Below are 21755 nucleotides of genomic sequence, written 5' to 3'. Positions count from 1 at the left end.
CCGCCCACGTCACCAGGCCGGTGCCGAGGACCTCGCGGGCGCGTCGGGGCCGGAGCGTCGCGCGGCGGACCGGACCGTCGGGCCGCGGCCAGGTGATCTCCCCGACCAGGTGGACGAGCAGGAACAGGGCGCCGACGGTTGCCGGTGCGAGTGCGGCGACGAGCCCGGCCGCGGACCCGGAGGTGCGGACGAGCTGCCAGGACAGGCCGGTCGTGACGGCGAAGACGAGCCACGCGGCGGCGGTGGCACGGTCGAGGTGGCGGCGTGCCCGCTGGGCGGCCCCGGTACCGGTCGGTCGCCCGGCGGCGGGCTCGGCCGTACCGGCAGGCGCGGGCGCGGGGGTGACCACGACCGCGAGCACGGCGACGCCGATCGCGACGAGCAGCACGAACGTCGCGAGGACGAGGATCGGACCGCCCACGACTGCCTCCTCAGGTCCGGGCGACGCTCGTCGCACCGTCGTCAATGAGTCTATGTATTGGTACATTGACACATCAAGACGGCGAGGTCAAACCCCCGTCCCGGGGCCCTCGGCCGCCAGCCAGGAGTCCACCCGCGCCAGCATCGACGCCGTCGACGACGCACTCGCCCGCGAGGCCAGGATCGAGCTGCGGGCCAGCCCCGCGAGCTCGACGTCGTCGAAGCCCAGCACCTCGCGCGCGGTCACGTACTGGTCCACCAGCCGTGACCTGAACAGCAGCGGGTCGTCCGCGCCGAGGGCCACGATCGCCCCCGCGTCCACCAGAGCGCGCAACGGCACGTGCGCGGCGTCCTGGAACACCCCGAGCGAGACGTTGGACGCCGGGCAGACCTCGAGAGCCACCCCACCGGTGACCACCCGCTCGAGCACCCGGGGGTCCTCGCCCGCACGCACCCCGTGGCCCAGCCGGTCCGGTGCCAGGTGGTCGAGCACCTGCGCGACGTGCGTCGGGCCCAGTAGCTCACCACCGTGCGGCACGCTCGCCAGCCCCGCGCGCCGGGCCAGGGCGAACGCCGGTCCGAAGGCCTCGGTGTCGCCGCGCCGCTCGTCGTTGGACAGCCCGAAGCCGACCACCTCGCCGTCACCCGTCCCGGCGTAGCGGGCCGCGAGCCGGGCCAGCGTCCGGGCGTCCAGCGGGTGCCGCAGCCGGGAGGCCGCCACCACGACCCCCACCTCGATGCCGTGTGCGCGGGCGGACGTGCGGGCCGCGTCGAGCACGATCTCCACCGCTGGGGTGATCCCGCCGACGTACGGGGCGTACGACGTGGGGTCGACCTGGATCTCGAGGCGGACCGAGCCCTCGGCCGCATCATCGGCGACCGCCTCCTCGACCAACCGGCGCATCGCCGCCTCGCTGCGCACCACGGCGCGGGCCGCGTCGTACAGCCGCTGGAACCGGAACCAGCCGCGCTCGGTCCCGGCCACCCGCAGCGGGTCGTGGTCGAGCAGGGCGGTAGGCAGCCGCAGCCCCTGCTCGGCCGCCATCTCGGCCAGTGTGCTCGGTCGCATCGACCCGGTGAAGTGCAGGTGCAGGTGCGCCTTGGGCAGGGCGGTGAGGTCACGCATCGGGGTCAGTCTGCCTGGTCGCGGGCCTGGTCCGCGTGCGCCGTCCGGGCGGCGGGCTCAGGCGCCCGGCAGGATGCCGCGCGAGATCGCCACCGTGACCGCCCTGGTCCGGTCGTCGACCCCGAGCTTGGCGAAGGCCCGCAGCAGATGGGTCTTCACGGTGGCCTCGGTGATGAACAGCTCACGTCCGATCGCGGCGTTGGACAGCCCACGGGCGACCCCGGCGAGCACCTCGGTCTCGCGCGCGGTGAGCCGGTCACCTGCCCCTCGCAGCTGGACGACGAGCCGGGCAGCGACCGACGGGGACAGGGTCGACTGGCCGCGTGCGGCCGCGCGCACCCCCGCCAGGAGCTCCGCCCGCGGGGTGTCCTTGAGCAGGTAGCCGGTGGCCCCGGCCTCGACCGCCCGCAGGATGTCGGTGTCGGTCTCGTAGGTGGTGAGGACCAGCACGTGCACGCCGGGCACCTGCGCGACGATCGCGGCGGTCGCGGCGGCCCCGTCCAGCACCGGCATCCGCAGGTCCATGAGCACGAGGTCCGGCGCGAGCTCGCAGGCCAGCGCGACCGCCTGCTCCCCGTCCCCGGCCTCGCCCACCACCTCGAGGTCCGGTTCCACCGCGAGCAGCCCGGCCAGCCCCGAGCGCACCACGGGGTGATCGTCGGCGATGAGCACCCGGATGCTCATGAGGTCACCGGCAGGGTCAGTCGCAGCCGGGTGCCGCCACCGGCTGCCGGGGCGAGCTCGACGCTCCCGCCGCCGGCCGCGGCGCGTTCGCGCACCCCGAGCAGGCCCACGCCCTCGCGCAGGTCGGCGGGCAGGCCGCACCCGTCGTCCGCCAGGTCGAGGCTCACGCTGTCGCCGTCACGGGCCAGCTGCAGCCGCACATGACGTGCGTCGGCGTGCCGGCGCACGTTCGCCAGGCCCTCCTGGGCGGTGCGCAGCAGGGCGACGGCCACCTCGGCGTCGATGCCGGCGGTCTGCTCGTCGAGGTCGACGACGACCTGCGTGCCGGTCTCGGCCTCGAAACGTTCGGCGAGCCGGCCCAGCGCCTGGGTGAGGTCCGCCCCCTGGAGTGCGACCGGCCCGAAGGCGGCGACCAGCGCTCGGGCCTCGGCGAGGTTCTCCCGGGCCACCTGCTCGACCTGCCCCACCCGCAGGGCCGCGTCGTCCACCCGGTCGCGTTCGAGCAGGGCGGACGCCGTCTGGCTGAGCATGATGATGCTGGTGAAGCCCTGGGCGAGGGTGTCGTGGATCTCCTGCGCGAGGCGTTCGCGCTCCGCCAGCACCCCCGCCGCGTGGTGGCTGGCCGCGAGCGCGTCCTGGGCGTCACGCAGCTGGTCGAGCAGGGCCCCGCGCTGCTCGCTGGTCTCGGCGATCTGGGTGATCCACAGCCCGAGCACGACGGAGAACGCCAGGCTCGCCAGCAGCTGCAGGCCGCTCATGCTCCAGGCCGCCCGCAGGTCGCCGAGGGTCACGGCCACCGAGGCGACAACGGCGGCGGTGAGCGCGACGCACCACAGGGCACCCGTCCAGCGGCTGCGGGCGAAGAACCAGATCTGGGAGTAGGCGATGAACAGCAGCACGAAGCCGCCGTCGGTGAGCGAGATCGTGGTCGCGGTGACCGCCACGAGCAGCACGAGGTAGGCGTCCGTGCCCGCGTGCTGCCCGCGCAGCGCCGCCCGCCGGGCCCCGAACGCGTAGGCGCAGACCAGCACGGCGAGCAGACCCAGGGCCCACAGCCGTGCGGCCCCGCCCCCGGCAGCGGGCAGCAGGTAGGACGCGCCGGCCACCCCGGCCATGGCGTAGAAGGCCATGTCCCAGCGGCGCAGCGTGGTCAGCCAGAACGCCTGCCGCTCGCTCGCCTGCCCGTTCATCGCCTCGACCCTCTCATGCCCGCGCCGTCTCCCGACGGGTTCAGCCGTCGTCCCGCCGCCGCCACCGGAACGTGCGCACCCCGGCGACCAGCCCGACGACCAACCAGGCGGCCAGGACCGCCGCGGTCGCCCCGTGCTGCCACGACCCGGACGGCTCCATCACGAGCGCGTCGTCCGGCAGGAACACCGAGCGCATGCCCTGCGCCATCCACTTGAGCGGGAACACCGCGGCGACGTGCTGCATCCAGGTGGGCAGCTGGTCGAACTGGAAGAACACCCCGGAGATGAACTGCAGCACGAGCACGATGGGCGTGACGACGGCGCTCGCGGACTGCCCCGAGCGCGGTACCGAGCTGAACGCGACACCGCAGACCGCACCGGTCGCGGTACCCAGCACGAACACCCAGCCCAGGGTGAACCAGCGACCGGCGGTGTCCGGCAGGCTCACCCGGAAGGCCAGCGCCGAGACCACGAGCAGCAGCGCGGTCTGCACCAGGCTGGTGACGAGCACCTGGCCCACCTTGCCCAGGAAGTACGAGGCCGCCGGCAGCGGGGTGCCGCGCAGCCGCTTGAGCCCGCCGCTGTCGCGCTCCTCGGCGATCCCGATGGCCAGGTTCTGGAAGCTGGACAGCATGACGCCGGTCGCGATCATGCCGGGCAGGAAGTACTGCGAGAACTCGATGGAGCGGCCCTGCCCCAGGTCGATCGACCCGCTGAACACCGTCGCGAAGATGCCCATCATGATGATCGGGTAGGCGAAGATGAACACGACGGCGTCCCGGGCCCGGAAGAACCGGCGCAGCTCGTAGCCCACCCGGTGCCCGCCCAGCCGCAGCGTGCCCGGCAGGCGCGCCGCCGTCCCGGACCAGGTCGCCCCGCCCGCCGTCGTCATGGGTGCACCGGTCGCGCTCATCGGCGGACCTCCTCGATCGTCGTCGTGCCGGCGGCCTGCTCGGCCCCGATGAGCTGCAGGTACACGTCCTCCAGGCTGGGGCGCAGCACCTGCAGCCCAGGCACCTCGTCCCGACCGGCCGCGGCGAACCGCGCCGTGAGCTCGGCGACCACCCGGGTCGGGCTGTCGGTGGACCGTTCCCGCACCACGTCGTCCTCCCTCCAGCGCACGAGGGCGCGGTGCGAGGTGCGGCCGCCCAGGTCGTGCGGGCTGCCCTGGGCCACGACGGACCCGTCGGTGACGACGAGGACGCGGTCGGCCAGGCGTTCGGCCTCCTCGAGGTAGTGGGTGGTGAGCAGGATCGTCGTGCCCTCGTCCCGCAACGACTCGACGAGGTCCCAGAAGTCGTGCCGGGCCTGCGGGTCGAACCCGGTGGTCGGCTCGTCGAGGAACAGCAGCTCAGGTCGCCCGACGATGCCCAGGGCCACGTCGAGCCGGCGGCGCTGCCCGCCGGACAGGTGCCGGGCGCGGGTGCGTGCCTTCTCGCTCAGCCCGACGGCGGCGATGAGCTCGTCGACGTCGCGGTGCCGGGGGTAGTACGCGGCGAAGTGGCGCACGAGCTCGGTGACGGTGGCCGAGTCCAGGTCGTCGCCGGACTGGAGCACGATGCCGATCCGGGACCGCCACATGCGGTCGCCGTGCTCCGGGTCGATGCCGAGCACCTGGACATGTCCGGCGTCGCGGTGCCGGTAGCCCTCGAGGATCTCCACCGTCGTGGTCTTGCCCGCGCCGTTGGGGCCGAGCACGGCGACGATCTCGCCGCGCTCGACCTGCAGGTCCAGACCGTCGACGGCGTGCTTGTCGCCGTAGTGCTTGTGCAGTCCGGTGACGGCGATCGCCGGCGGGCTCGCGGATGTGCTCATACGGCAAGCGTGCCCGGCACCCGGGCGAGGCCGCGACCGACCGACGTTCGGCCCGAGGGTCAACCGATCGGTGGACGGTGCGCTACCTCGCCTCGCCGAGCAGCTCGACGATCCGGCCGACGCCCTCGACCAGGTCGTCGTCGCCCAGGGCGTACGAGAGCCGCAGGTACCCGCTGGGACCGAACGCCTCACCGGGCACGACGGCGACCTCGACCTGCTCCAGGATGAGCGCGGCGAGCTCGGCCGAGGTGGCGGGCGTGACGCCGCGGATGGTGCGGCCGAGCACACCGGTCACCGACGGGTAGGCGTAGAACGCGCCCTGCGGCACCGGGATCTGCACGCCGTCGATCTGGCTGAGCATCGAGACCATCGTCCGACGGCGACGGTCGAAGGCGGCGCGCATCTGCGCCACGGCCGACAGGTCCCCGGTGAGCGCCTCGATCGCGGCGCGCTGGGACACGTTCGCGACGTTGCTCGTCAGGTGCGACTGCAGGTTGGTCGCGGCCTTGATGACATCGTCCGGGCCGATCATCCAGCCGACGCGCCACCCGGTCATGGCGTAGGTCTTCGCGACGCCGTTGAGCACGATCGTGGTGTCCGCGAGCTCGGGCACCACCTTGACGATGGGGGTGAACACGGTCTCGTCGTAGACCAGGTGCTCGTAGATCTCGTCGGTGATGACCCAGATGCCGTGCTCGAGGGCCCAGCGGCCGATCTGCTCGGTTTGCTCGGGGGAGTAGACGGCCCCGGTCGGGTTCGACGGGGAGTTGAACAGCAGCACCTTCGTGCGGGGCGTGCGCGCGGCCTCGAGCTGCTCGACGCTCACCAGGTAGCCGGCGTCGGCCCCGGCGACCACCTCGACCGGCACGGCACCGGCCAGCCGGATGGCCTCGGGGTAGGTGGTCCAGTACGGCGTGGGCAGCAGCACCTCGTCGCCCGGGTCGAGCACGGTGGCGAACGCCTGGTAGACGGCCTGCTTGCCGCCGTTGGTCACGAGCACGGAGCCGGGGGAGACCTCGTAGCCGGAGTCGCGCAGCGTCTTGGCCGCGATGGCCTCCTTGAGCGCGGGCAGGCCGGCAGCCGGGGTGTACCGGTGGTTGGCCGGGTCCGCGGCGGCGCGCACGGCGGCCTCGACGATGGCCGGCGGGGTCGGGAAGTCCGGCTCACCGGCGCCGAAGCCGATGACGGGGCGGCCGGCGGCCTTGAGGGCCTTGGCCTTCGCGTCGACGGCCAGGGTGGCCGACGGGGCGATGGCGCCGATGCGGGCAGAGACGCGGGGACGTGCGGCAGGCTGGCTCACGTCCACCATCGTGGCAGAAGGGGCGCTGTCGGATCCGGTGCCGTCCGCAGTTCGACCCACCTGCCGCCGTCGCGTACAGTTGTCCCCCGGCGGTTGACGATCGTCATGCTGCGGCGTGCCCACGGACGTCGGTGCTGTGCCTGCGGGTCTCCGCGGGCCGGGCTCCGGACGGCCAGGGACGGTCTGCGGGTGACGTGACGGCCGCCGTAGGGCAGTGGCGCAATTGGTAGCGCAGCGGTCTCCAAAACCGCAGGTTGCAGGTTCGAGTCCTGTCTGCCCTGCGCACCCGACCCGGGTCGCGGAACGTCGAAGGCCCGGGTGCACGCTCCGAGGGGGCCCTCGGGCCACCGAACGCAGGGCCCGCACGTGCGGGCCGAGGGACAGGGACGAGGACGGACGTGAGCGACATCGCTGACAGCGCGGCTTCGGGCGTCGACGACGCCAAGCCGCGCTCGGCCACGCCCAAGGGCCGCAAGCCCGAGGCGCGACCGGGGTTCTTCGCCCGGATCGCCACGTTCGTCCGGCAGGTGGTCGCCGAGCTCAAGAAGGTCGTGCGGCCCACCCGGTCCGAGCTCATCAGCTACACGACGACGGTCCTGGTGTTCGTCGCGATCGTGATGGCCTTCGTGCTCGTCGTCGACCTCGCGGTCGGCAAGGCCACGTTCTGGATCTTCGGGGGCTGACCCCGTCCGGTGCCGTTCGCGGCACCCCACCGTCAGAAAGCAGGTTGCACGTGTCGCAGGAGTCGCAGCCCACCCCGGGCGCCGAGGCCGAGCTCGAGGACGCCCTCGAGTCGGTGGCCGCCGTCGAGGGCAGCCCCGCCGCGCAGGAGGCGGCCGAGGTCGCCGACGTGCCCGCCGCCGACCCGTCGGACGAGGTCGAGGACGAGGGTGACCTCGAGGACGCACCCGAGGTCGACGAGGACGAGGACGAGGACCCGGTCGCGGCGTTCAAGAAGAAGCTCCGCTCGCTGCCGGGCGACTGGTACGTCGTGCACTCCTACGCCGGGTACGAGAACCGGGTGAAGACGAACCTGGAGTACCGCACGCAGAGCCTCAACATGGAGGACTACATCTTCCAGGTCGAGGTGCCGCTGGAAGAGGTCGTCGAGATCAAGAACGCCCAGCGCAAGCTGGTCAAGCGGGTGCGCATCCCCGGCTACGTGCTGGTCCGCATGGACCTCACGGACGAGTCGTGGGGCGCCGTGCGGCACACGCCGGGCGTCACCGGTTTCGTCGGGCACACCCACCAGCCGGTGCCGCTGACCCTCGACGAGGTCTTCTCCATGCTGGCGCCGACGGTCCAGGCGAAGGCCCCGGCCACGTCGTCGGGCGCCGCCAAGCCGGCGACCAAGATCGAGGTCGACTTCACGATCGGCGAGTCGGTGACGGTGACCGACGGCGGTCCGTTCGACACGCTGCCGGCGACGATCTCGGAGATCAACCCCGAGGGCCAGAAGCTCAAGGTCCTCGTCTCGCTCTTCGGCCGGGAGACCCCGGTCGAGCTGTCCTTCGGCCAGGTCTCGAAGATCTGACCGAGGCACCCCGAACGGGGTGCTGCAACCGGGTCATCGCCCACGGCGTCGGCCCACGAGAAGAACGGAAGGCTCATGCCCCCGAAGAAGAAGAAGGTCACGGGGCTCATCAAGCTCCAGATCAACGCTGGTGCCGCCACCCCCGCGCCCCCCATCGGGCCGGCGCTGGGTCAGCACGGCGTCAACATCATGGAGTTCTGCAAGGCGTACAACGCGGCGACCGAGTCGCAGCGCGGCAACGTCATCCCGGTCGAGATCACGGTGTACGAGGACCGCTCGTTCACCTTCGTGACCAAGACCCCGCCGGCCGCCGAGCTCATCAAGAAGGCCGCCGGTGTGGCCAAGGGCTCCCCGACCCCGCACACCACCAAGGTCGCGTCGCTGACGACGGCCCAGGTGCGCGAGATCGCCGCCGGCAAGCTCGAGGACCTCAACGCGAACGACCTCGACGCCGCCACCAAGATCATCGCGGGCACCGCCCGCTCCATGGGCATCACCGTCGTCGACTGACGACCTGCCCACCAGTGGGAGGGCCGTGCGCGGCCCGTTCACCACGACTGCAGAAGGAAGAGAGCAGATGACCAAGCGCAGCAAGTCCTACCGTGCCGCCCTCGAGAAGATCGAGCCGGGCACGCTGTACTCCCCGCTGGCGGCCGTCCGCCTGGCGCAGGCGACCTCGACCACCAAGTACGACTCGACCGTCGAGGTCGCGTTCCGGCTCGGTGTCGACCCGCGCAAGGCGGACCAGATGGTCCGTGGCACGGTGAACCTGCCGCACGGCACCGGCAAGACCGCCCGCGTCCTCGTGTTCGCCGTGGGTGACCGCGCCGAGCAGGCCCGCGCCGCGGGTGCCGACGAGGTCGGTGGCGACGAGCTCATCGAGAAGGTGGCCGCCGGCTACACCGACTTCGACGCGGCCGTCGCGACCCCGGACCTCATGGGCAAGGTCGGTCGACTGGGCAAGGTGCTGGGCCCCCGCGGCCTCATGCCGAACCCGAAGACCGGCACCGTGACGATGGACGTCGCCAAGGCTGTCTCGGACATCAAGGGCGGCAAGATCGAGTTCCGCGTGGACCGTCACGCCAACCTCAACTTCATCATCGGCAAGGTGTCGTTCTCCGACGTCGCGCTGGTGGAGAACTACGCGGCGGCGCTCGACGAGATCCTGCGTCTCAAGCCGGCGTCCTCGAAGGGGCGCTACATCCTCAAGGCGACCTTCTCCACGACGATGGGCCCCGGCATCCCGGTGGACCAGAACCGGCAGAAGGCGCTCACCGAGGAGGACGCGGTCTGACCGCACCCCCCGTACGACGAAGGCCCGGTCCCCGCGAGGGGGCCGGGCCTTCGTGCATGCCGGGTCCTTCGTCCCGAGTTTCTGGACAGGTGGCCAGAATCGGGACTATGGTCCTGATCGTGACCGTCAGTGCAGACGGGCCCGCCCAGCTGCGTGCGCAGCTGAGGAGCTCCGCCGATCCGCGCGTGGCCCGCACCAGGGCCACCTTGTTCGCAGCCGTCCGCCGGCTCCCGGGCGACGGGCGCGACGTGACGGTGAGCGCGGTCGCGGCCGCGGCGGGTGTGAGCCGGTCGGTCTTCTACACGCACTTCGAGGACCTCGCCGACCTCGCGCTGCAGCTCATCGAGCCGCACCTCGCCTCGGTCGCCGACTACGTCGTCGTGCAGAACCAGACCCACGCCGACCCCGGCACCGCGATGCTCGACGCGCAGCGGCGGCTCACCGCGTTCTTCCGCGAGAACCGTGCGCTGTTCGTCTCGGTGCTGCGTGCCGAGCCGACCCGAGCCGTCGTCGTGGAAGGGCTGCGACAGGCGCTCCAGCAGTCCGTGGCCGGGCACCTCGACCGCCTGGGAGGCGTCCCGGCCCCGTGGCAGGCCGATGTCGTCACCGTCTACTTCTCGGCCGCCGCGGTCCAGGTCGTCGTCGCCTGGCTGCTCGGTGAGCTCGTTCTCGACGAAGAGGCGCTGGCTCAGCACCTGTTCGCCCTCATGCCCGTGTGGCTGTACACGGGCCCCACCACGCCGTCACCGTCGACGGCTCACGAGGAGGACGCACCATGAAGGCATCGGTCGTACGCGCCTACGGCAAGGGGTTCGAGCTCGCCGAGCATGTCGACATCGCCGAACCCATCGGCCGGGAGGTGCTGGTCGAGGTCAAGGCCTCAGGCCTGTGCCACACCGACGAGCTCGCCTCGAAGTTCCCGATGGGGGCGGAGCCGCCGGTCGTGCTCGGGCACGAGGTCGCCGGCGTGGTCACCGCGGTCGGCCCCGGGGTCTCCGAGCTGGCGGTCGGCGACCACGTCGTCGGCTGCCTGGTGCAGAACTGCGGGGTGTGCGAGCGCTGCGTGGCAGGGCGCCCGTGGCTGTGCGCACGCACCGACCCGAACATGCGCGCCGCCGACCAGCCCCCGCGGCTGAGCGAGAACGGCGTGCCGTTCGCCCCGGCCTGGGGCCTGGGCGGGTTCGCCCAGCAGGTCCTCATCCACGAGAACCAGCTCGCCAAGGTGCCCGACGAGATCGGCTGGGCCCAGGCCGCGCTGCTCGGCTGCGGTGTGGTCACCGGTGCCGGCGCCGTGCTCAACACCGCCGATGTGCAGCCCTCGGACACGGTCGTCGTCATCGGTGTCGGCGGGGTCGGGCTCAACGCGCTCAACGGCGCCGTGACGGCCGGTGCGGCCACGATCATCGCGATCGACATCGCCGACGAGAAGCTCGAGCGGGCCACGCACTTCGGCGCCACCCACGTCATCAACTCCACGACGTGCGACCCGGTGGAGGAGGTCCGGCGGATCACCGGCGGCGGTGCCGATGCGGTGTTCGACTTCGTCGGCATCAAGCCGGTCACCCAGCAGGCGCTGCGGATGCTCGGCCCCGGCGGCGGGCTCTACCTCATCGGGGTGCTCGACCCGTCGTCGGTCATCGAGGTCTCGCCGGTCGAGCTGCTGTCCACCAGAGGCCGCATCGTCGGCGTCTTCATGGGCTCGACGACCGCCAAGCGTGACATCCCGCTCTACGCGAAGCTCTACCTCGAGGGTCGGTTCAAGCTCGACGAGCTCGTCTCCCGCGAGATCTCGCTGTCCCAGATCGACGAGGGCTACGCGATGCTCAAGGACCCGACGGTCGCGCGTGTGGTCATCACCGACCTCAGCTGACGGCCCCACGCACCACGACGGCCGGTCTGCACAGGTGCAGACCGGCCGTCGTCGCGTCAGCGGCGGGCTACCAGGTGAGCCACTGCGTGGACGACGTCGCGTCACCGTCGGCGAACCGCAGCTGCACCGGGCCGCGCAGGTCGCCGTCGACGCGGAAGTAGCCCACGTCGTCGGTCTGCACCTCCGTGGTCCCGCCGTCGCCGCGCACCACCGTCACCCGACCGGCCCGCGGCGGCAGCAGCTGACCCTCCACGACACCGTCGCGCAGCTCGACCTCCAGACCCGTGCCGTCCGGGGCCCGGAACTCCAACGACCGCGGCTCGGCGCCGTCCCGGCTGCGCACCACGGTGCCACCGGCCAGCTCGAGCGAGTCGCTCACGAGCTCCAGGAGCGCGAGGTCGACGTCGAGCTCCTCCCGCGCCGTCGCCAGGGCCCGGTGCGTCGCGAACGCCCGGGCCGCGGCGCGGTCCACCACCTCGGCGGTGGACGCCTGAGCCATCGCATCGGCGACCAGGCGGGCGAGCACCTCGTCGTCCACCTGCCACCTGGTGAGCTCGTCGCTCACGTCTCTTCCCCCGTCAGCCGAACGCCACGGCATCGCGCACCCCTTTCTCCCCGGCATGGGTGCCAGGGCGCTCCCGCAGGTAGGACGCCATCGCCTCGGTGGTGCGCAGGCGGGCCAGACCTCGGGCTCGGGTCGGGCCGATCGAACCGACCGGGATGTCCAGCCGGCGAGAGATCTCCACGTAGCTCAGCGGCGGGTCCGCCACGAGCAGGACGAGCAGGTCGCGCTGACGCGCGGGCAGCTCGGCGAGGCCGTCGCGCACGGCCTGCACGAGCTCGACGAGCAGCAGCCGCGCACCCATGTCCTGCTCGACCGCGGACTCCAGGCCGTCGGACTGCGGATCCACGGCCAGGTCCCGGTGGTCCAGCCGGGCCACTCGCAGGCACTCGCGTCGGGTGGCCGTCGAGATCCACCCCGGCAGGGCGGCGGGGTCGCGCAGCTCGCCGAGGTGCTCGAGCAGGTTGAGCCACACGGTCTGCGCGACGTCCTCCGCCTGGTGCGCGTCCAGCCGGAACTGCCGGATGCGGGCGGTGACGAGCCGGGCGTGCCGGCGCACGATCTCCTCCCAGCACCGCTCGTCCCCGGCGAGGGCGCCCGTGACGAGCTCCGTCACGTCGGCGTCCTCGATCGGGTCGTCGGAACGGCCTGCGTCCACGATGGGCCTCCACGATCTGGACATCTCCAGGTCGACATCATGGCGGTCCAGCACACCCAGCACCTAGACCCCCGGCAGGACGTGCAGCGCGCGGCCGAGGCCGGGGACGGGTCGACCGGTGGCGAGCAGCTCCTTGACGGCGTCCGGGCCGGACAGCCCGTGCTCGCTCATGGCACGGGCGATCGCGCCGCTGACCTGCGGTGCGCTGAACGACGTCCCGGTCCAGCGGGCCCAGGAGTCGGGTCCGAACGTCTCGGGGTCGACCGCGAAGTCGGGGGACTGGGTGCCGGGCACGAACGTGGACACCACACCCTCGCCCACGGTGGAGAAGTCCACCCAGTGGCCGCGGCTGGACCAGGTGGCCGGGCGCAGCGCCGCGGTGAGCGCCCCGACCGCGACCACCCGGCCGAAGGCGGCGGGCCACACCGGGACGTCGTCGCCCAGGTTGCCGGCGGCGGCCACCACGACGGTCTCCCAGCCGCGGTCGACCTCGATCTGCCGGACAACGTCGAACGCGGCGGCGAGGGCCAGCGGCGGTTCGTCGAAGACGCTCGGGGTGCCCAGCGAGAGGTTGACCACCTGGGCGCCGTCCCGCACGGCGCGGATGAGCTGGCACGCCACCTCGACCTCGCTGCCGGTGCCCGCGGTCCCGACCGCCCGGTAGACCCGGATGTCGGCACCGGGCGCGACCTGCTGCACCAGGCCCGCGACGAAGGTGCCGTGGCCCGCCGACAGGTCGAGGTAGCCGTCGGCCGGCAGGGCGTCGAGCGGGTCGACGTTGGAGTGCTCGCCGGACGTGCGCGGCACGTCGTCGAGCCAGCCGTCGGTCCGGGGCGCGGCCGCGATGCCGGTGTCGATGACGGCGACCGTGACACCGCGGCCGTGCGTCGACGAGCCTGGGAAGTACTCCCCGAACGGGACCAGCGCGGGCGCCCCGATCCCGCCCCAGGGCTTGATGATCGGGGCGGTGGGGGTGATGTAGGACAACGAGGCGGCGTGGCCGTCGGCGCGCAGCTCGGCCGCCAGCGGGGTGAGGTCGGTCGCCGGGTCCTGCGCGACGAGCCGGACCAGCCGCTCCTCGAGGTCCGGGCAGCCGACGGGCTCACGGACCAGGCCGTGCGCACCGGCCCAGCCCTCGACCTGCGGCCACGAGGCGGCGGTCACGAGCAGCTCGCCGCCGACGGTGTAGGCGGGCGCGCCGCGGCGGGTCTCCCGCACCTCGAGCTGACGGGAGCGCCCTTCCCACCGGGTCGCGATCCGGGTGCGTGCCCGTTCGACCCGGGGCTCGTCGCCCGCGTGCGCGGCTGTCGCCAGCTCCTGCACCTGGCGCCGCACCCCGCGCTCGGCGCGGTCGGCCTCGGGCCCGGTGAGCCCCGGACGGGCGTAGTCCTGACCGAACGGGCGGCCCAACGCGTGCGGACTGCTCGGGTACCTGCTCACCTGTGCTCCTCGGGGCGTCTCTATGATCGGGAAGATGGGGCTGGTCGGTGGTGCAGGGGCGACCGCCGCCCCCGTGCATCGACCCGTTGACCAGGAGGAGCGTGACGCTCTCCTGATACAGGTTCGCAGTCTCGCGGAGGATCGGGCCGCCGATGTGCGGAGCTCGCGGCCGGTCGCGGCGTACGCCAGCACCGCCGCCCAGCCCCACAGGTCGCCGGTCGGCCCGGGCTCGGCCCCCTCGATGAGCTCGGGTGCCAGGTAGCCGGGCGTGCCCACGAGCAGCCCGGTCGAGGTGAGTGCGGGGTCACCCGCCGACTGGGCGAGACCGAAGTCGATGAGCACGGGCCCGTGCCCGGTCATCATCACGTTGGAGGGTTTGAGGTCGCGGTGCACGACACCGGCCTCGTGCACCGCGACGAGCGCCGCGTGCAGCCCCGTCGCCAGGTCGGTCAGCGCCTGCGGGTCGAGCGGACCGTCGGCGCGCACCTGCACGTCGAGGGACCGGCCGGGCACCAGCTCGGTGACGAGGAACGCCTCGGTCGAGTCGGCCTCGACGTCGAGCACCCGGGCCACGGCGGGGTGCCTGAGCCGTTGCAGCGCGGCCGCCTCCCGGGTGAGCCTGGCGCGCGCCACCGGGTCGGCGCCGACGTCGGGGTGCAGCAGCTTGAGCGCGACGAGGGTGCCGCCGTCGTCCACGGCGCGATACACCGCCCCCATGCCGCCCGCCCCGAGCGGGGCCACGATGGTGTAGCCCCCGATCGGGGTGCCGGGGGCGAGCCCGATCCGCTCCATGGGCCGCACCGTAACCACCGGACGGGTCCGCCGGCGCGCTGCCACGCCCCGCGCTTTGCGGCCGGGCCGGATAGGGTCGGCGCGAACCTGCAGGGAGGACCTTGTGCCCGTCGAGCCGCCGCACCGCGGCCACGAGATCGTCGTCGTCGCCAACCGGCTGCCGGTCGACGCCACCGTGGACCCCGACGGCACGCTGACCTGGGACCGGTCGCCGGGCGGTCTGGTCACCGCCCTGGCACCACTCACCTCGCAGGGCGAGGGGGCCTGGGTCGGCTGGTCGGGCACGGCGGACCTCGAGCTCGAGCCGTTCGAGCAGGACGGCACCTGGCTGGTCCCGGTGACGCTGTCCGCGCAGGACGTCGAGCGCTACTACGAGGGTTTCTCCAACGACACCCTGTGGCCGCTCTACCACGACGTCATCGTGCAGCCGACCTTCCATCGCTCCTGGTGGGACGCCTACCGCCGGGTCAACCAGCGGTTCGCCGACGCGGCGGCGCAGGCCGCGGCGCCCGGTGCCGTGGTCTGGGTGCACGACTACCAGCTGCAGCTCGTGCCGGCCATGCTGCGCACGCTGCGCCCGGACCTGCGGATCGGGTTCTTCCTGCACATCCCGTTCCCCGCGGTCGAGCTCTTCGCCCAGATGCCGTGGCGCCGCCAGGTGATCGAGGGGCTGCTGGGTGCGGACCTGATCGGGTTCCAGCGCACCGGCGGGGCGTCGAACTTCCTGCGGGCCGCGCGCCGGTTCGCCGGGGTCACCACGCGGGGCCCGATCGTGCTGGACGTGCAGTCCGACGGTGCGGTGCGCGAGTCCCGGGTCGGCACGTTCCCGATCTCGATCGACTCGGCGCAGTTCGACGCCCTCGCCCGCACCCCGTGCGTGCAGGAGCGCGCCCGGCAGGTGCGGGCCGAGCTGGGCAACCCCGACGTCGTCCTGCTGGGCGTGGACCGGCTCGACTACACCAAGGGCATCCGGCACCGGCTGCAGGCCTACGGCGAGCTGCTGGAGGACGGCCGGCTGTCGCAGGACCGCACCACGCTGGTCCAGGTGGCGACGCCGAGCCGGGAGAACGTCGGCGCCTACGCCCAGCTGCGCGACGAGGTCGAGCTCGTGGTCGGGCGGCTCAACGGCGACTTCGGCACGGTGGGCCACACCCCGGTGCAGTACCTGCACCAGAGCTTCGACGCGGCCGAGATGGCGGCGCTCTACCTCGCGGCCGACGTCATGCTGGTGACGGCGTTGCGCGACGGGATGAACCTGGTCGCGAAGGAGTACGTCGCGGCCCGCTCCGACGAGGGCGGGGTGCTCGTGCTGTCGGAGTTCACCGGTGCGGCCGACGAGCTGACCTCGGCCCTCCTGGTGAACCCGCACGACATCGACGGGCTCAAGGACGCGATCACGACGGCCATCCGGATGGACACGCGCCACCAGCGCAAGCGGATGCGCAAGCTGCGCCGCCGGGTGCTCCAGCACGACGTGCAGGCCTGGTCCACCCAGTTCCTCGAGGCCTTGGCGGGCACCGCCGATGCCTGAGCTGTCCGCCGCAGCGCTGCACGAGGCGCTGCGGGACCTCGCCGCCGACCCCGCGCGCCACCCGCTGCTCGTGGCGCTCGACTTCGACGGCACGCTCGCGCCGCTGCAGGACGACCCGTCGGCCTCCCGGGTGCTGCCGGACGGCGTCGTCGCGCTCGACCGGCTGATGGGCGCCGGGGTGCGGCTGGCCCTGGTCTCCGGGCGCGGGTTGTCCACCCTCGCCCAGCTCGCGCAGGTGCCGGTCGGCACGGTGCTCATCGGCAGCCACGGCGCCGAGCGCGCCCGGGTGCTGCCGTTCGGGCTGGACCGCGCCGTCGCACCGCTCACCTCGGAGCAGGCGGATCTGCTGGCGCAGGCCAGTGCGCAGCTCTCCGGCGTCTCGCGCGGACGCAACGGGGTCTGGGTGGAGGCCAAGCCGACGGCGGCCGTCGTGCACACCCGCCTCGCGCAGCCCGAGGTCGGCGAGCAGGCGCTCACCGAGGCCCGCACCGTCGGCCGACGGCTCGGCGTGCACGTCCTGGAGGGCAAGGACGTGGTCGAGCTCTCGGTGCTCGACGCGGACAAGGGCGAGGCGCTCACGGCGCTGCGCGACGAGCTCGGGGTGCGCACCGTGCTGTACGCCGGCGACGACCTCACGGACGAGGACGCCCTGGTCACCCTGGGGCCGGGCGACCTCGGGATCAAGGTCGGCGCGGGCGCGACGGCGGCGACCTACCGGGTGGACGACCCGCCGGCCCTCGTCGCAGCGCTGGGTGTGCTGGCCGAGGCCCTGGGCGCCCCGGCCGACGGCGCCCGCTGAGGCGTCCGACGACGCGGCCCCGGCGCGCCCGCCGTGGACGCACCGGGCGGGCCGGTCTGGGCCTTCGGCCCGGTGGGAGACCGGCACCGGACGTGCCATACTCACGAGGTCCGCAGGTTCCCCCGGGAGCCCGGGCTTCGTCACCGCCGACGACGTCGACGATGACACCGATGCGACCCGACCGGGCCGCATCTCGCCTTCACTACGGATCGTCCGGCACGTACCTGCCGGTGAAGGGATAGTCAGTCATGGCTACTGTCACCTACGACCACGCCACCCGGGTGTACCCGGGCACGGAGCGCCCGGCCGTCGACCAGCTCAACCTGCACATCGAGGATGGCGAGTTCCTCGTCCTCGTGGGCCCGTCGGGCTGCGGCAAGTCGACCTCGCTGCGCATGCTCGCCGGCCTCGAGGACGTGAACGCCGGCCGCATCCTCATCGGTGACCGCGACGTCACCGACGTGCAGCCCAAGGACCGCGACATCGCGATGGTGTTCCAGAACTACGCGCTGTACCCGCACATGACGGTCGCGGACAACATGGGCTTCGCGCTCAAGATCGCCGGCACCCCCAAGGCCGAGATCCGCACCCGCGTCGAGGAGGCCGCCAAGATCCTCGACCTGTCCGAGTACCTGGACCGCAAGCCGAAGGCGCTCTCCGGTGGTCAGCGTCAGCGCGTCGCGATGGGCCGCGCGATCGTCCGCCAGCCGCGCGTGTTCCTCATGGACGAGCCGCTGTCGAACCTGGACGCCAAGCTGCGCGTGCAGACCCGTACGCAGATCGCCTCGCTGCAGCGCCGCCTCGGCGTCACCACGGTCTACGTCACCCACGACCAGACCGAGGCGCTCACCATGGGCGACCGCATCGCGGTGCTCAAGGACGGGCTGCTGCAGCAGGTCGGCACCCCGCGCGAGATGTACGACACCCCGGCGAACGTCTTCGTCGCCGGCTTCATCGGCTCCCCCGCGATGAACATCGGCACCTTCCCGATCGAGGGTGGCGTCGCCAAGGTCGGCACGGCCGCCCTGCCGATCCCGACCGCGGCGATCAGCGCGCTCACGGGTGAGGACGGCGGCCAGATCACGGTCGGCTTCCGCCCCGAGTCGCTCGACGTGGTGCCCGCCGGCTCGTCCGACGGCATCCCGGTGAGCGTCAACCTCGTCGAGGAGCTCGGCTCCGACGCGTTCGTGTACGGCTCGCTCACGGACGAGAAGGTCGCCGGGACGGTCCGCTCGGGCGCCGGTGACGCCCAGGTGATCGTGCGCGTCGACCCGCGCCAGGTGCCGGCCAAGGGCGAGACGATCCACGTGCGGATCCGCCCGGGCGAGCAGCACCTGTTCCACGCGGTCAGCGGCGAGCGCATCGCCTGACGACCAGCACCTCCAGGGCGGGGGCGGGACCTTCGGGTCCCGCCCCCGTTCTGCGTCCCGGCACAGGTGGGGGCCCACGCATCCGGTCCGCGAACCTGGCACCGGCCCTCAGCCGGGCGCGGCATACTCCGGCCATGAGTCACCAGCGGTCCGCCCGGCAGAAGGCGGCAGCCAAGGAACGCCGGGCCGAGAACCGGACCCTCGCGCAGGCCGAGCGGCGCCGTCGCCTGCGCAACGCCAAGCTCCGCAAGGGGGCGTTGTGGGCCGGTGTCGTCGTCGTGGTGGTGGCGATCATCGGCGGGGCCGCGTTCGGCATCCGCGCGCACATCCTGGCCGGCGAGGTCGGGCCGACGAACATGGGCAGCGACGGGCTGCTGCTCACCGGTGACGGCAAGACGCTCACGCCGACCCTCACCGCACCGATCGCCGCCGGCGGGCTGCCGACGCCGAGCAGCACCAGCTCACGGTCGTCCGGGGTGATCGACTTCGTGGCGTACGTCGACTACGGCGACCCGCGGTCCGCCGCGTTCTGGCGCACCGCCGGGACCCTGCTGGCGCAGGCCAGCACGAGCGGCTACGCGACGCTGGAGATCCACCCGGTGGCGCTGTCCGGCGACCGGACGGACGACACGGCCGCACCGACCGCCTCGGGCACCGCGTCGGCCCCGGCCGCGACCCCCTCCCCGAGCGCCACGCCGACCCCGACCGTCACCCCGAACCCGCTGGTCACGTCGGTCGACTACTCGGAGCGGGCGGCCAACGCGTTCGCCTGCGTCGCCTCCTACGCCCCCTCGTCCGCCGCGGCGGTCAACGAGGCGCTCTTCGCCGCGCAGCCGGGCTTCGGCTCCGCGGGCCTGAGCGACGCCGAGCTGGTCTCGTTGGTGACGAAGGCCGGGGCGGCCGGTTCGAAGGTCTCGTCGTGCATCACGTCGCACTCCTACGTCGACTGGGTGCGGCAGGCGACCTCGCGCGCCGCCCTCACCACGCCGTTCGACTCGGCCGGCTCGCTGCGCCAGACCCCGATGATCGTCGTCGCGGGGCAGCCGTACACCGGGTCGTTGGACGACCTGCAGGCGTTCTCCACGTTCGTCTCCAACGTGTACACCTCGCTCAGCACGGCCGGCACGGGTGACGGGTCGAGCACCGCGACGCCGGTGCCCTCGGCGACGGCGACCCCCTGAGGGTTTGAGACACTGGTGGGGTGAGCGTCGCCCCCCAGAGCCTGCAGATCACCGCGGCCTCGCCCGACCCTGCCCTGCTCGACCTGCCGTGGCACATCGCCCTCGAGGACTGGCCGGCCGATCTGCTCGCCGCGCTGCCCCGAGGCATCTCGCGGCACATCGTGCGGTTCGTGCGGCTGTCCGGGCGGGTCATCGCGATCAAGGAGATCGGTGAGACGGTCGCCTACCGCGAGTACGAGCTGCTGCGCCAGCTGGACCGCATCGACGTCCCGTCGGTCACGCCGCTCGGGGTGATCACGGGGCGCCGCGCACCGGACGGCGAACCGCTCGAGGCGGTGCTCATCACCGAGCACCTGCCGTACTCGCTGCCGTACCGCGCGCTGTTCAGCCAGACGCTGCGGCCCGACACCGCGACCCGGCTGATCGACGCCCTCGCGGTGCTGCTCGTGCGCCTGCACCTGGTCGGCTTCTACTGGGGCGACGTGTCGCTCTCGAACACCCTGTTCCGACGGGACGCCGGGGCGTTCGCCGCCTACCTGGTGGACGCCGAGACCGGCGACCTGCACGACACGCTCACCGAGGGCCAGCGCTGCTACGACCTCGAGGTCGCGCGGGTGAACATCATCGGCGAGCTCATGGACCTGCAGGCCGGTGAGTTCCTCGACGAGAGCGAGGACGCCGTCGCGATCGGTGACGCCCTGGTCGAGCGGTACGGCGAGCTGTGGCGTGCGCTCACCGAGGTCGAGTCGTTCTCGTTCACCGAGCGCTGGCGCGTGCAGGACCGCGTCGACCGGCTCAACGACCTGGGCTTCGACGTCGACGAGCTGGCGATCACCACCGACCTGGACGGCACCACGGTGCGCATCCAGCCCAAGGTCGTCGACGCCGGGCACCACTCACGTCGCCTCATGCGGCTCACCGGTCTGGACGTCCAGGAGAACCAGGCCCGCCGGCTGCTCAACGACCTCGACGAGTACCGCGCCGCGACCGACCGGCAGCGCGAGGACGAGGCTTTCGTCGCGCACGACTGGGTCACCGAGATCTTCGAGCCGGCCGTCCGTGGCGTGCCCCGCACGCTGCGCGGCAAGCTCGAACCGGCGCAGATCTACCACGAGCTGCTCGACCACCGGTGGTACATGTCCCAGAACCAGCACCGGGACGTGCCGATGGAGGAGGTCACGGCCGACTACGTGCGGCACATCCTGCCCGGTCGGCCCGACGAGAAGGCCGTCCTCGGCGTGCAGCCCGGTGACCTGCGTGACGAGACCGGCACGTTCCCGGCGATCCACCCGGACGACGACATCATCCTGGGCTGAGCCCGACGGCAGCGGGGCGCCGCTCGACGCCCCGGCCGGGGTGCGGGCCGCGGGCCCGCACCCGCCCGGTCAGGAGCGCTGGCGCGCGACCTCGTAGAGGGCGATCCCGGCGGCCACCGAGGCGTTGAGCGACTCGATGCCCGAGGCAATCGGGATCGACGCGATCGCGTCGCACTGCTCGCGGACCAGCCGGGACAGGCCCTTGCCCTCCGACCCCGCGACGAGCACGAGCGGGTCACCGGCGAACGGCAGCTCACCGAGCGGCGTGTCCCCGTCACCGGCCAGCCCGACGACGAACACCCCCGACTTGCGCAGCTCGGCGAGCGCACGCGCGAGGTTGGTCGCGCGGGCCACGGGCACACGGGCGATCGCCCCGGCCGAGACCTTCCAGGCCGCCGCCGTGACACCGGCCGACCGCCGGGTGGGCACCAGCACGCCGTGCGCCCCGAAGGCGCCGGCCGAGCGGATCACCGCACCCAGGTTGCGCGGGTCGGTCACCCCGTCGAGCGCGACGATGAGCGGTGGCACCGAGGCGAGCGCGGCCGCGTCGAGCAGGTCGTCGACCTCGGCGTAGCTGTAGGCCGGGACGGCGATGGCCACGCCCTGGTGCACCGAGCCCTCGGTGAGCCGGTCGAGCTCGGCGCGGCCGACCTCCATGAGCGGGGCGCGGGTGGACGAGGCCAGCGCGAGGATCTCGCGGGTGCGGTCGTCGGACTCGATGCGCGAGGCCACGTAGACAGCCGTGACCGGCACCCCGGCCCGCAACGCCTCGAGCACGGAGTTGCGGCCCGAGACCAGCTCGGTGACCGCGCCACCGCGGGCCGCGGCGACCTTGGTCGACCCGCGGCCGGGTGCGCGCCCGCCGGTCGCGCG

General features: G+C 73.0%; 22 protein-coding genes and 1 tRNA gene. 12 read left to right on the top strand and 11 right to left on the bottom strand.

What is annotated here, in order from left to right; translation table 11 throughout:
- The 7 genes from F2B26_RS06135 to F2B26_RS06105 form a co-directional block, all read right to left on the bottom strand.
- Positions 1 to 421, bottom strand: a 421-nt coding sequence (locus F2B26_RS06135; protein ID WP_201292628.1) for a hypothetical protein, incomplete at its 3' end; no start/stop codon positions are given.
- A gap of 87 nt (positions 422 to 508) precedes the next feature.
- Positions 509 to 1546, bottom strand: coding sequence for an adenosine deaminase (locus F2B26_RS06130; protein WP_159807465.1), 1038 nt, complete (start codon positions 1544 to 1546; stop codon positions 509 to 511).
- Positions 1547 to 1603: 57 nt separating this feature from the next.
- Entirely contained in the window at positions 1604 to 2230 is a 627-nt protein-coding gene (locus tag F2B26_RS06125; protein WP_159807463.1) for a response regulator, read from the bottom strand.
- A complete protein-coding gene (locus F2B26_RS06120; RefSeq protein WP_159807461.1) occupies positions 2227 to 3420 on the bottom strand; it encodes a sensor histidine kinase in 1194 nt (397 codons plus the stop codon). Before F2B26_RS06120 ends, F2B26_RS06125 begins: the two co-directional genes overlap by 4 nt.
- Before the next feature lie 40 nt (positions 3421 to 3460).
- Entirely contained in the window at positions 3461 to 4333 is an 873-nt protein-coding gene (locus tag F2B26_RS06115) for an ABC transporter permease (protein ID WP_438939169.1), read from the bottom strand.
- The gene (locus F2B26_RS06110; protein ID WP_159807459.1) at positions 4330 to 5235 is read right to left on the bottom strand and encodes an ABC transporter ATP-binding protein; all 906 of its coding nucleotides are present in this window, start codon (positions 5233 to 5235) and stop codon (positions 4330 to 4332) included. The genes F2B26_RS06115 and F2B26_RS06110 overlap by 4 nt, the downstream gene beginning before the upstream one ends.
- An 82-nt stretch (positions 5236 to 5317) precedes the next feature.
- Complete coding sequence (locus tag F2B26_RS06105; protein WP_159807457.1) at positions 5318 to 6544, bottom strand: pyridoxal phosphate-dependent aminotransferase; 1227 nt, start codon at positions 6542 to 6544, stop codon at positions 5318 to 5320.
- A 199-nt stretch (positions 6545 to 6743) separates the two neighbouring features.
- Between F2B26_RS06105 and F2B26_RS06100 the strand changes: the two genes are divergently transcribed.
- The 7 genes from F2B26_RS06100 (at position 6744) to F2B26_RS06070 (ending at position 11233) form a co-directional block, all read left to right on the top strand.
- A tRNA-Trp gene (locus F2B26_RS06100) sits at positions 6744 to 6816 on the top strand.
- A gap of 117 nt (positions 6817 to 6933) precedes the next feature.
- Positions 6934 to 7218, top strand: coding sequence for a preprotein translocase subunit SecE (secE, locus tag F2B26_RS06095; protein WP_159807455.1), 285 nt, complete (start codon positions 6934 to 6936; stop codon positions 7216 to 7218).
- A gap of 50 nt (positions 7219 to 7268) precedes the next feature.
- Positions 7269 to 8069, top strand: coding sequence for a transcription termination/antitermination protein NusG (gene nusG, locus F2B26_RS06090; protein WP_159807453.1), 801 nt, complete (start codon positions 7269 to 7271; stop codon positions 8067 to 8069).
- A gap of 75 nt (positions 8070 to 8144) precedes the next feature.
- Complete coding sequence (gene rplK / locus F2B26_RS06085) at positions 8145 to 8579, top strand: 50S ribosomal protein L11 (protein ID WP_159807451.1); 435 nt, start codon at positions 8145 to 8147, stop codon at positions 8577 to 8579.
- 67 nt (positions 8580 to 8646) lie between these two features.
- Positions 8647 to 9363 carry a 50S ribosomal protein L1 gene (gene rplA, locus F2B26_RS06080; protein ID WP_159807449.1) on the top strand — a complete coding sequence of 239 codons (717 nt, stop codon included), beginning with the start codon at positions 8647 to 8649 and terminating at the stop codon, positions 9361 to 9363.
- Between the two features lie 119 nt (positions 9364 to 9482).
- Positions 9483 to 10142: a TetR family transcriptional regulator gene (locus tag F2B26_RS06075; RefSeq protein ID WP_159807447.1), complete on the top strand. Its 660-nt coding sequence runs from the start codon at positions 9483 to 9485 to the stop codon at positions 10140 to 10142.
- Positions 10139 to 11233, top strand: a complete 1095-nt coding sequence (locus F2B26_RS06070; RefSeq protein WP_159807445.1) for a zinc-binding dehydrogenase — start codon at positions 10139 to 10141, stop codon at positions 11231 to 11233. The genes F2B26_RS06075 and F2B26_RS06070 overlap by 4 nt, the downstream gene beginning before the upstream one ends.
- Before the next feature lie 67 nt (positions 11234 to 11300).
- Here F2B26_RS06070 and F2B26_RS06065 read toward each other — a convergent pair whose 3' ends face one another.
- The 3 genes from F2B26_RS06065 to F2B26_RS06055 all read right to left on the bottom strand — a co-directional run bounded on the left by F2B26_RS06065 (position 11301) and on the right by F2B26_RS06055 (position 14685).
- Positions 11301 to 11798, bottom strand: coding sequence for a hypothetical protein (locus F2B26_RS06065; RefSeq protein ID WP_159807443.1), 498 nt, complete (start codon positions 11796 to 11798; stop codon positions 11301 to 11303).
- Positions 11799 to 11811: 13 nt separating this feature from the next.
- Positions 11812 to 12453, bottom strand: coding sequence for an RNA polymerase sigma factor (locus F2B26_RS06060; protein WP_235929531.1), 642 nt, complete (start codon positions 12451 to 12453; stop codon positions 11812 to 11814).
- 63 nt (positions 12454 to 12516) lie between these two features.
- Complete coding sequence (locus tag F2B26_RS06055; protein ID WP_159807439.1) at positions 12517 to 14685, bottom strand: protein kinase domain-containing protein; 2169 nt, start codon at positions 14683 to 14685, stop codon at positions 12517 to 12519.
- Between the two features lie 103 nt (positions 14686 to 14788).
- Here F2B26_RS06055 and F2B26_RS06050 point away from each other — a divergent pair, with 103 nt between their 5' ends.
- The 5 genes from F2B26_RS06050 to F2B26_RS06030 all read left to right on the top strand — a co-directional run bounded on the left by F2B26_RS06050 (position 14789) and on the right by F2B26_RS06030 (position 20882).
- On the top strand, positions 14789 to 16216 hold the full coding sequence (locus F2B26_RS06050; RefSeq protein ID WP_235929530.1) for an alpha,alpha-trehalose-phosphate synthase (UDP-forming): 1428 nt from the start codon (positions 14789 to 14791) through the stop codon (positions 16214 to 16216).
- Entirely contained in the window at positions 16209 to 17015 is an 807-nt protein-coding gene (gene otsB, locus F2B26_RS06045) for a trehalose-phosphatase (protein ID WP_159807435.1), read from the top strand. Before F2B26_RS06050 ends, otsB begins: the two co-directional genes overlap by 8 nt.
- Before the next feature lie 248 nt (positions 17016 to 17263).
- Positions 17264 to 18385: an ABC transporter ATP-binding protein gene (locus tag F2B26_RS06040; protein ID WP_159807433.1), complete on the top strand. Its 1122-nt coding sequence runs from the start codon at positions 17264 to 17266 to the stop codon at positions 18383 to 18385.
- Between the two features lie 134 nt (positions 18386 to 18519).
- On the top strand, positions 18520 to 19566 hold the full coding sequence (locus tag F2B26_RS06035; protein WP_159807431.1) for a DsbA family protein: 1047 nt from the start codon (positions 18520 to 18522) through the stop codon (positions 19564 to 19566).
- A 20-nt stretch (positions 19567 to 19586) separates the two neighbouring features.
- Positions 19587 to 20882: a DUF4032 domain-containing protein gene (locus F2B26_RS06030; protein WP_159807429.1), complete on the top strand. Its 1296-nt coding sequence runs from the start codon at positions 19587 to 19589 to the stop codon at positions 20880 to 20882.
- 69 nt (positions 20883 to 20951) lie between these two features.
- On the opposite strand, the gene rlmB is transcribed toward F2B26_RS06030, so the two are convergent.
- A partial coding sequence (rlmB, locus tag F2B26_RS06025) for a 23S rRNA (guanosine(2251)-2'-O)-methyltransferase RlmB (RefSeq protein WP_159807427.1) occupies positions 20952 to 21755 on the bottom strand: 804 nt, incomplete at its 5' end.

The sequence above is a fragment of the Cellulomonas citrea genome, from assembly GCF_009829685.1.
Lineage (GTDB): Bacteria > Actinomycetota > Actinomycetes > Actinomycetales > Cellulomonadaceae > Cellulomonas > Cellulomonas citrea.
Note: the sequence above shows the minus strand (reverse complement) of the source record. Positions and strands in the feature narration are given on the sequence as shown.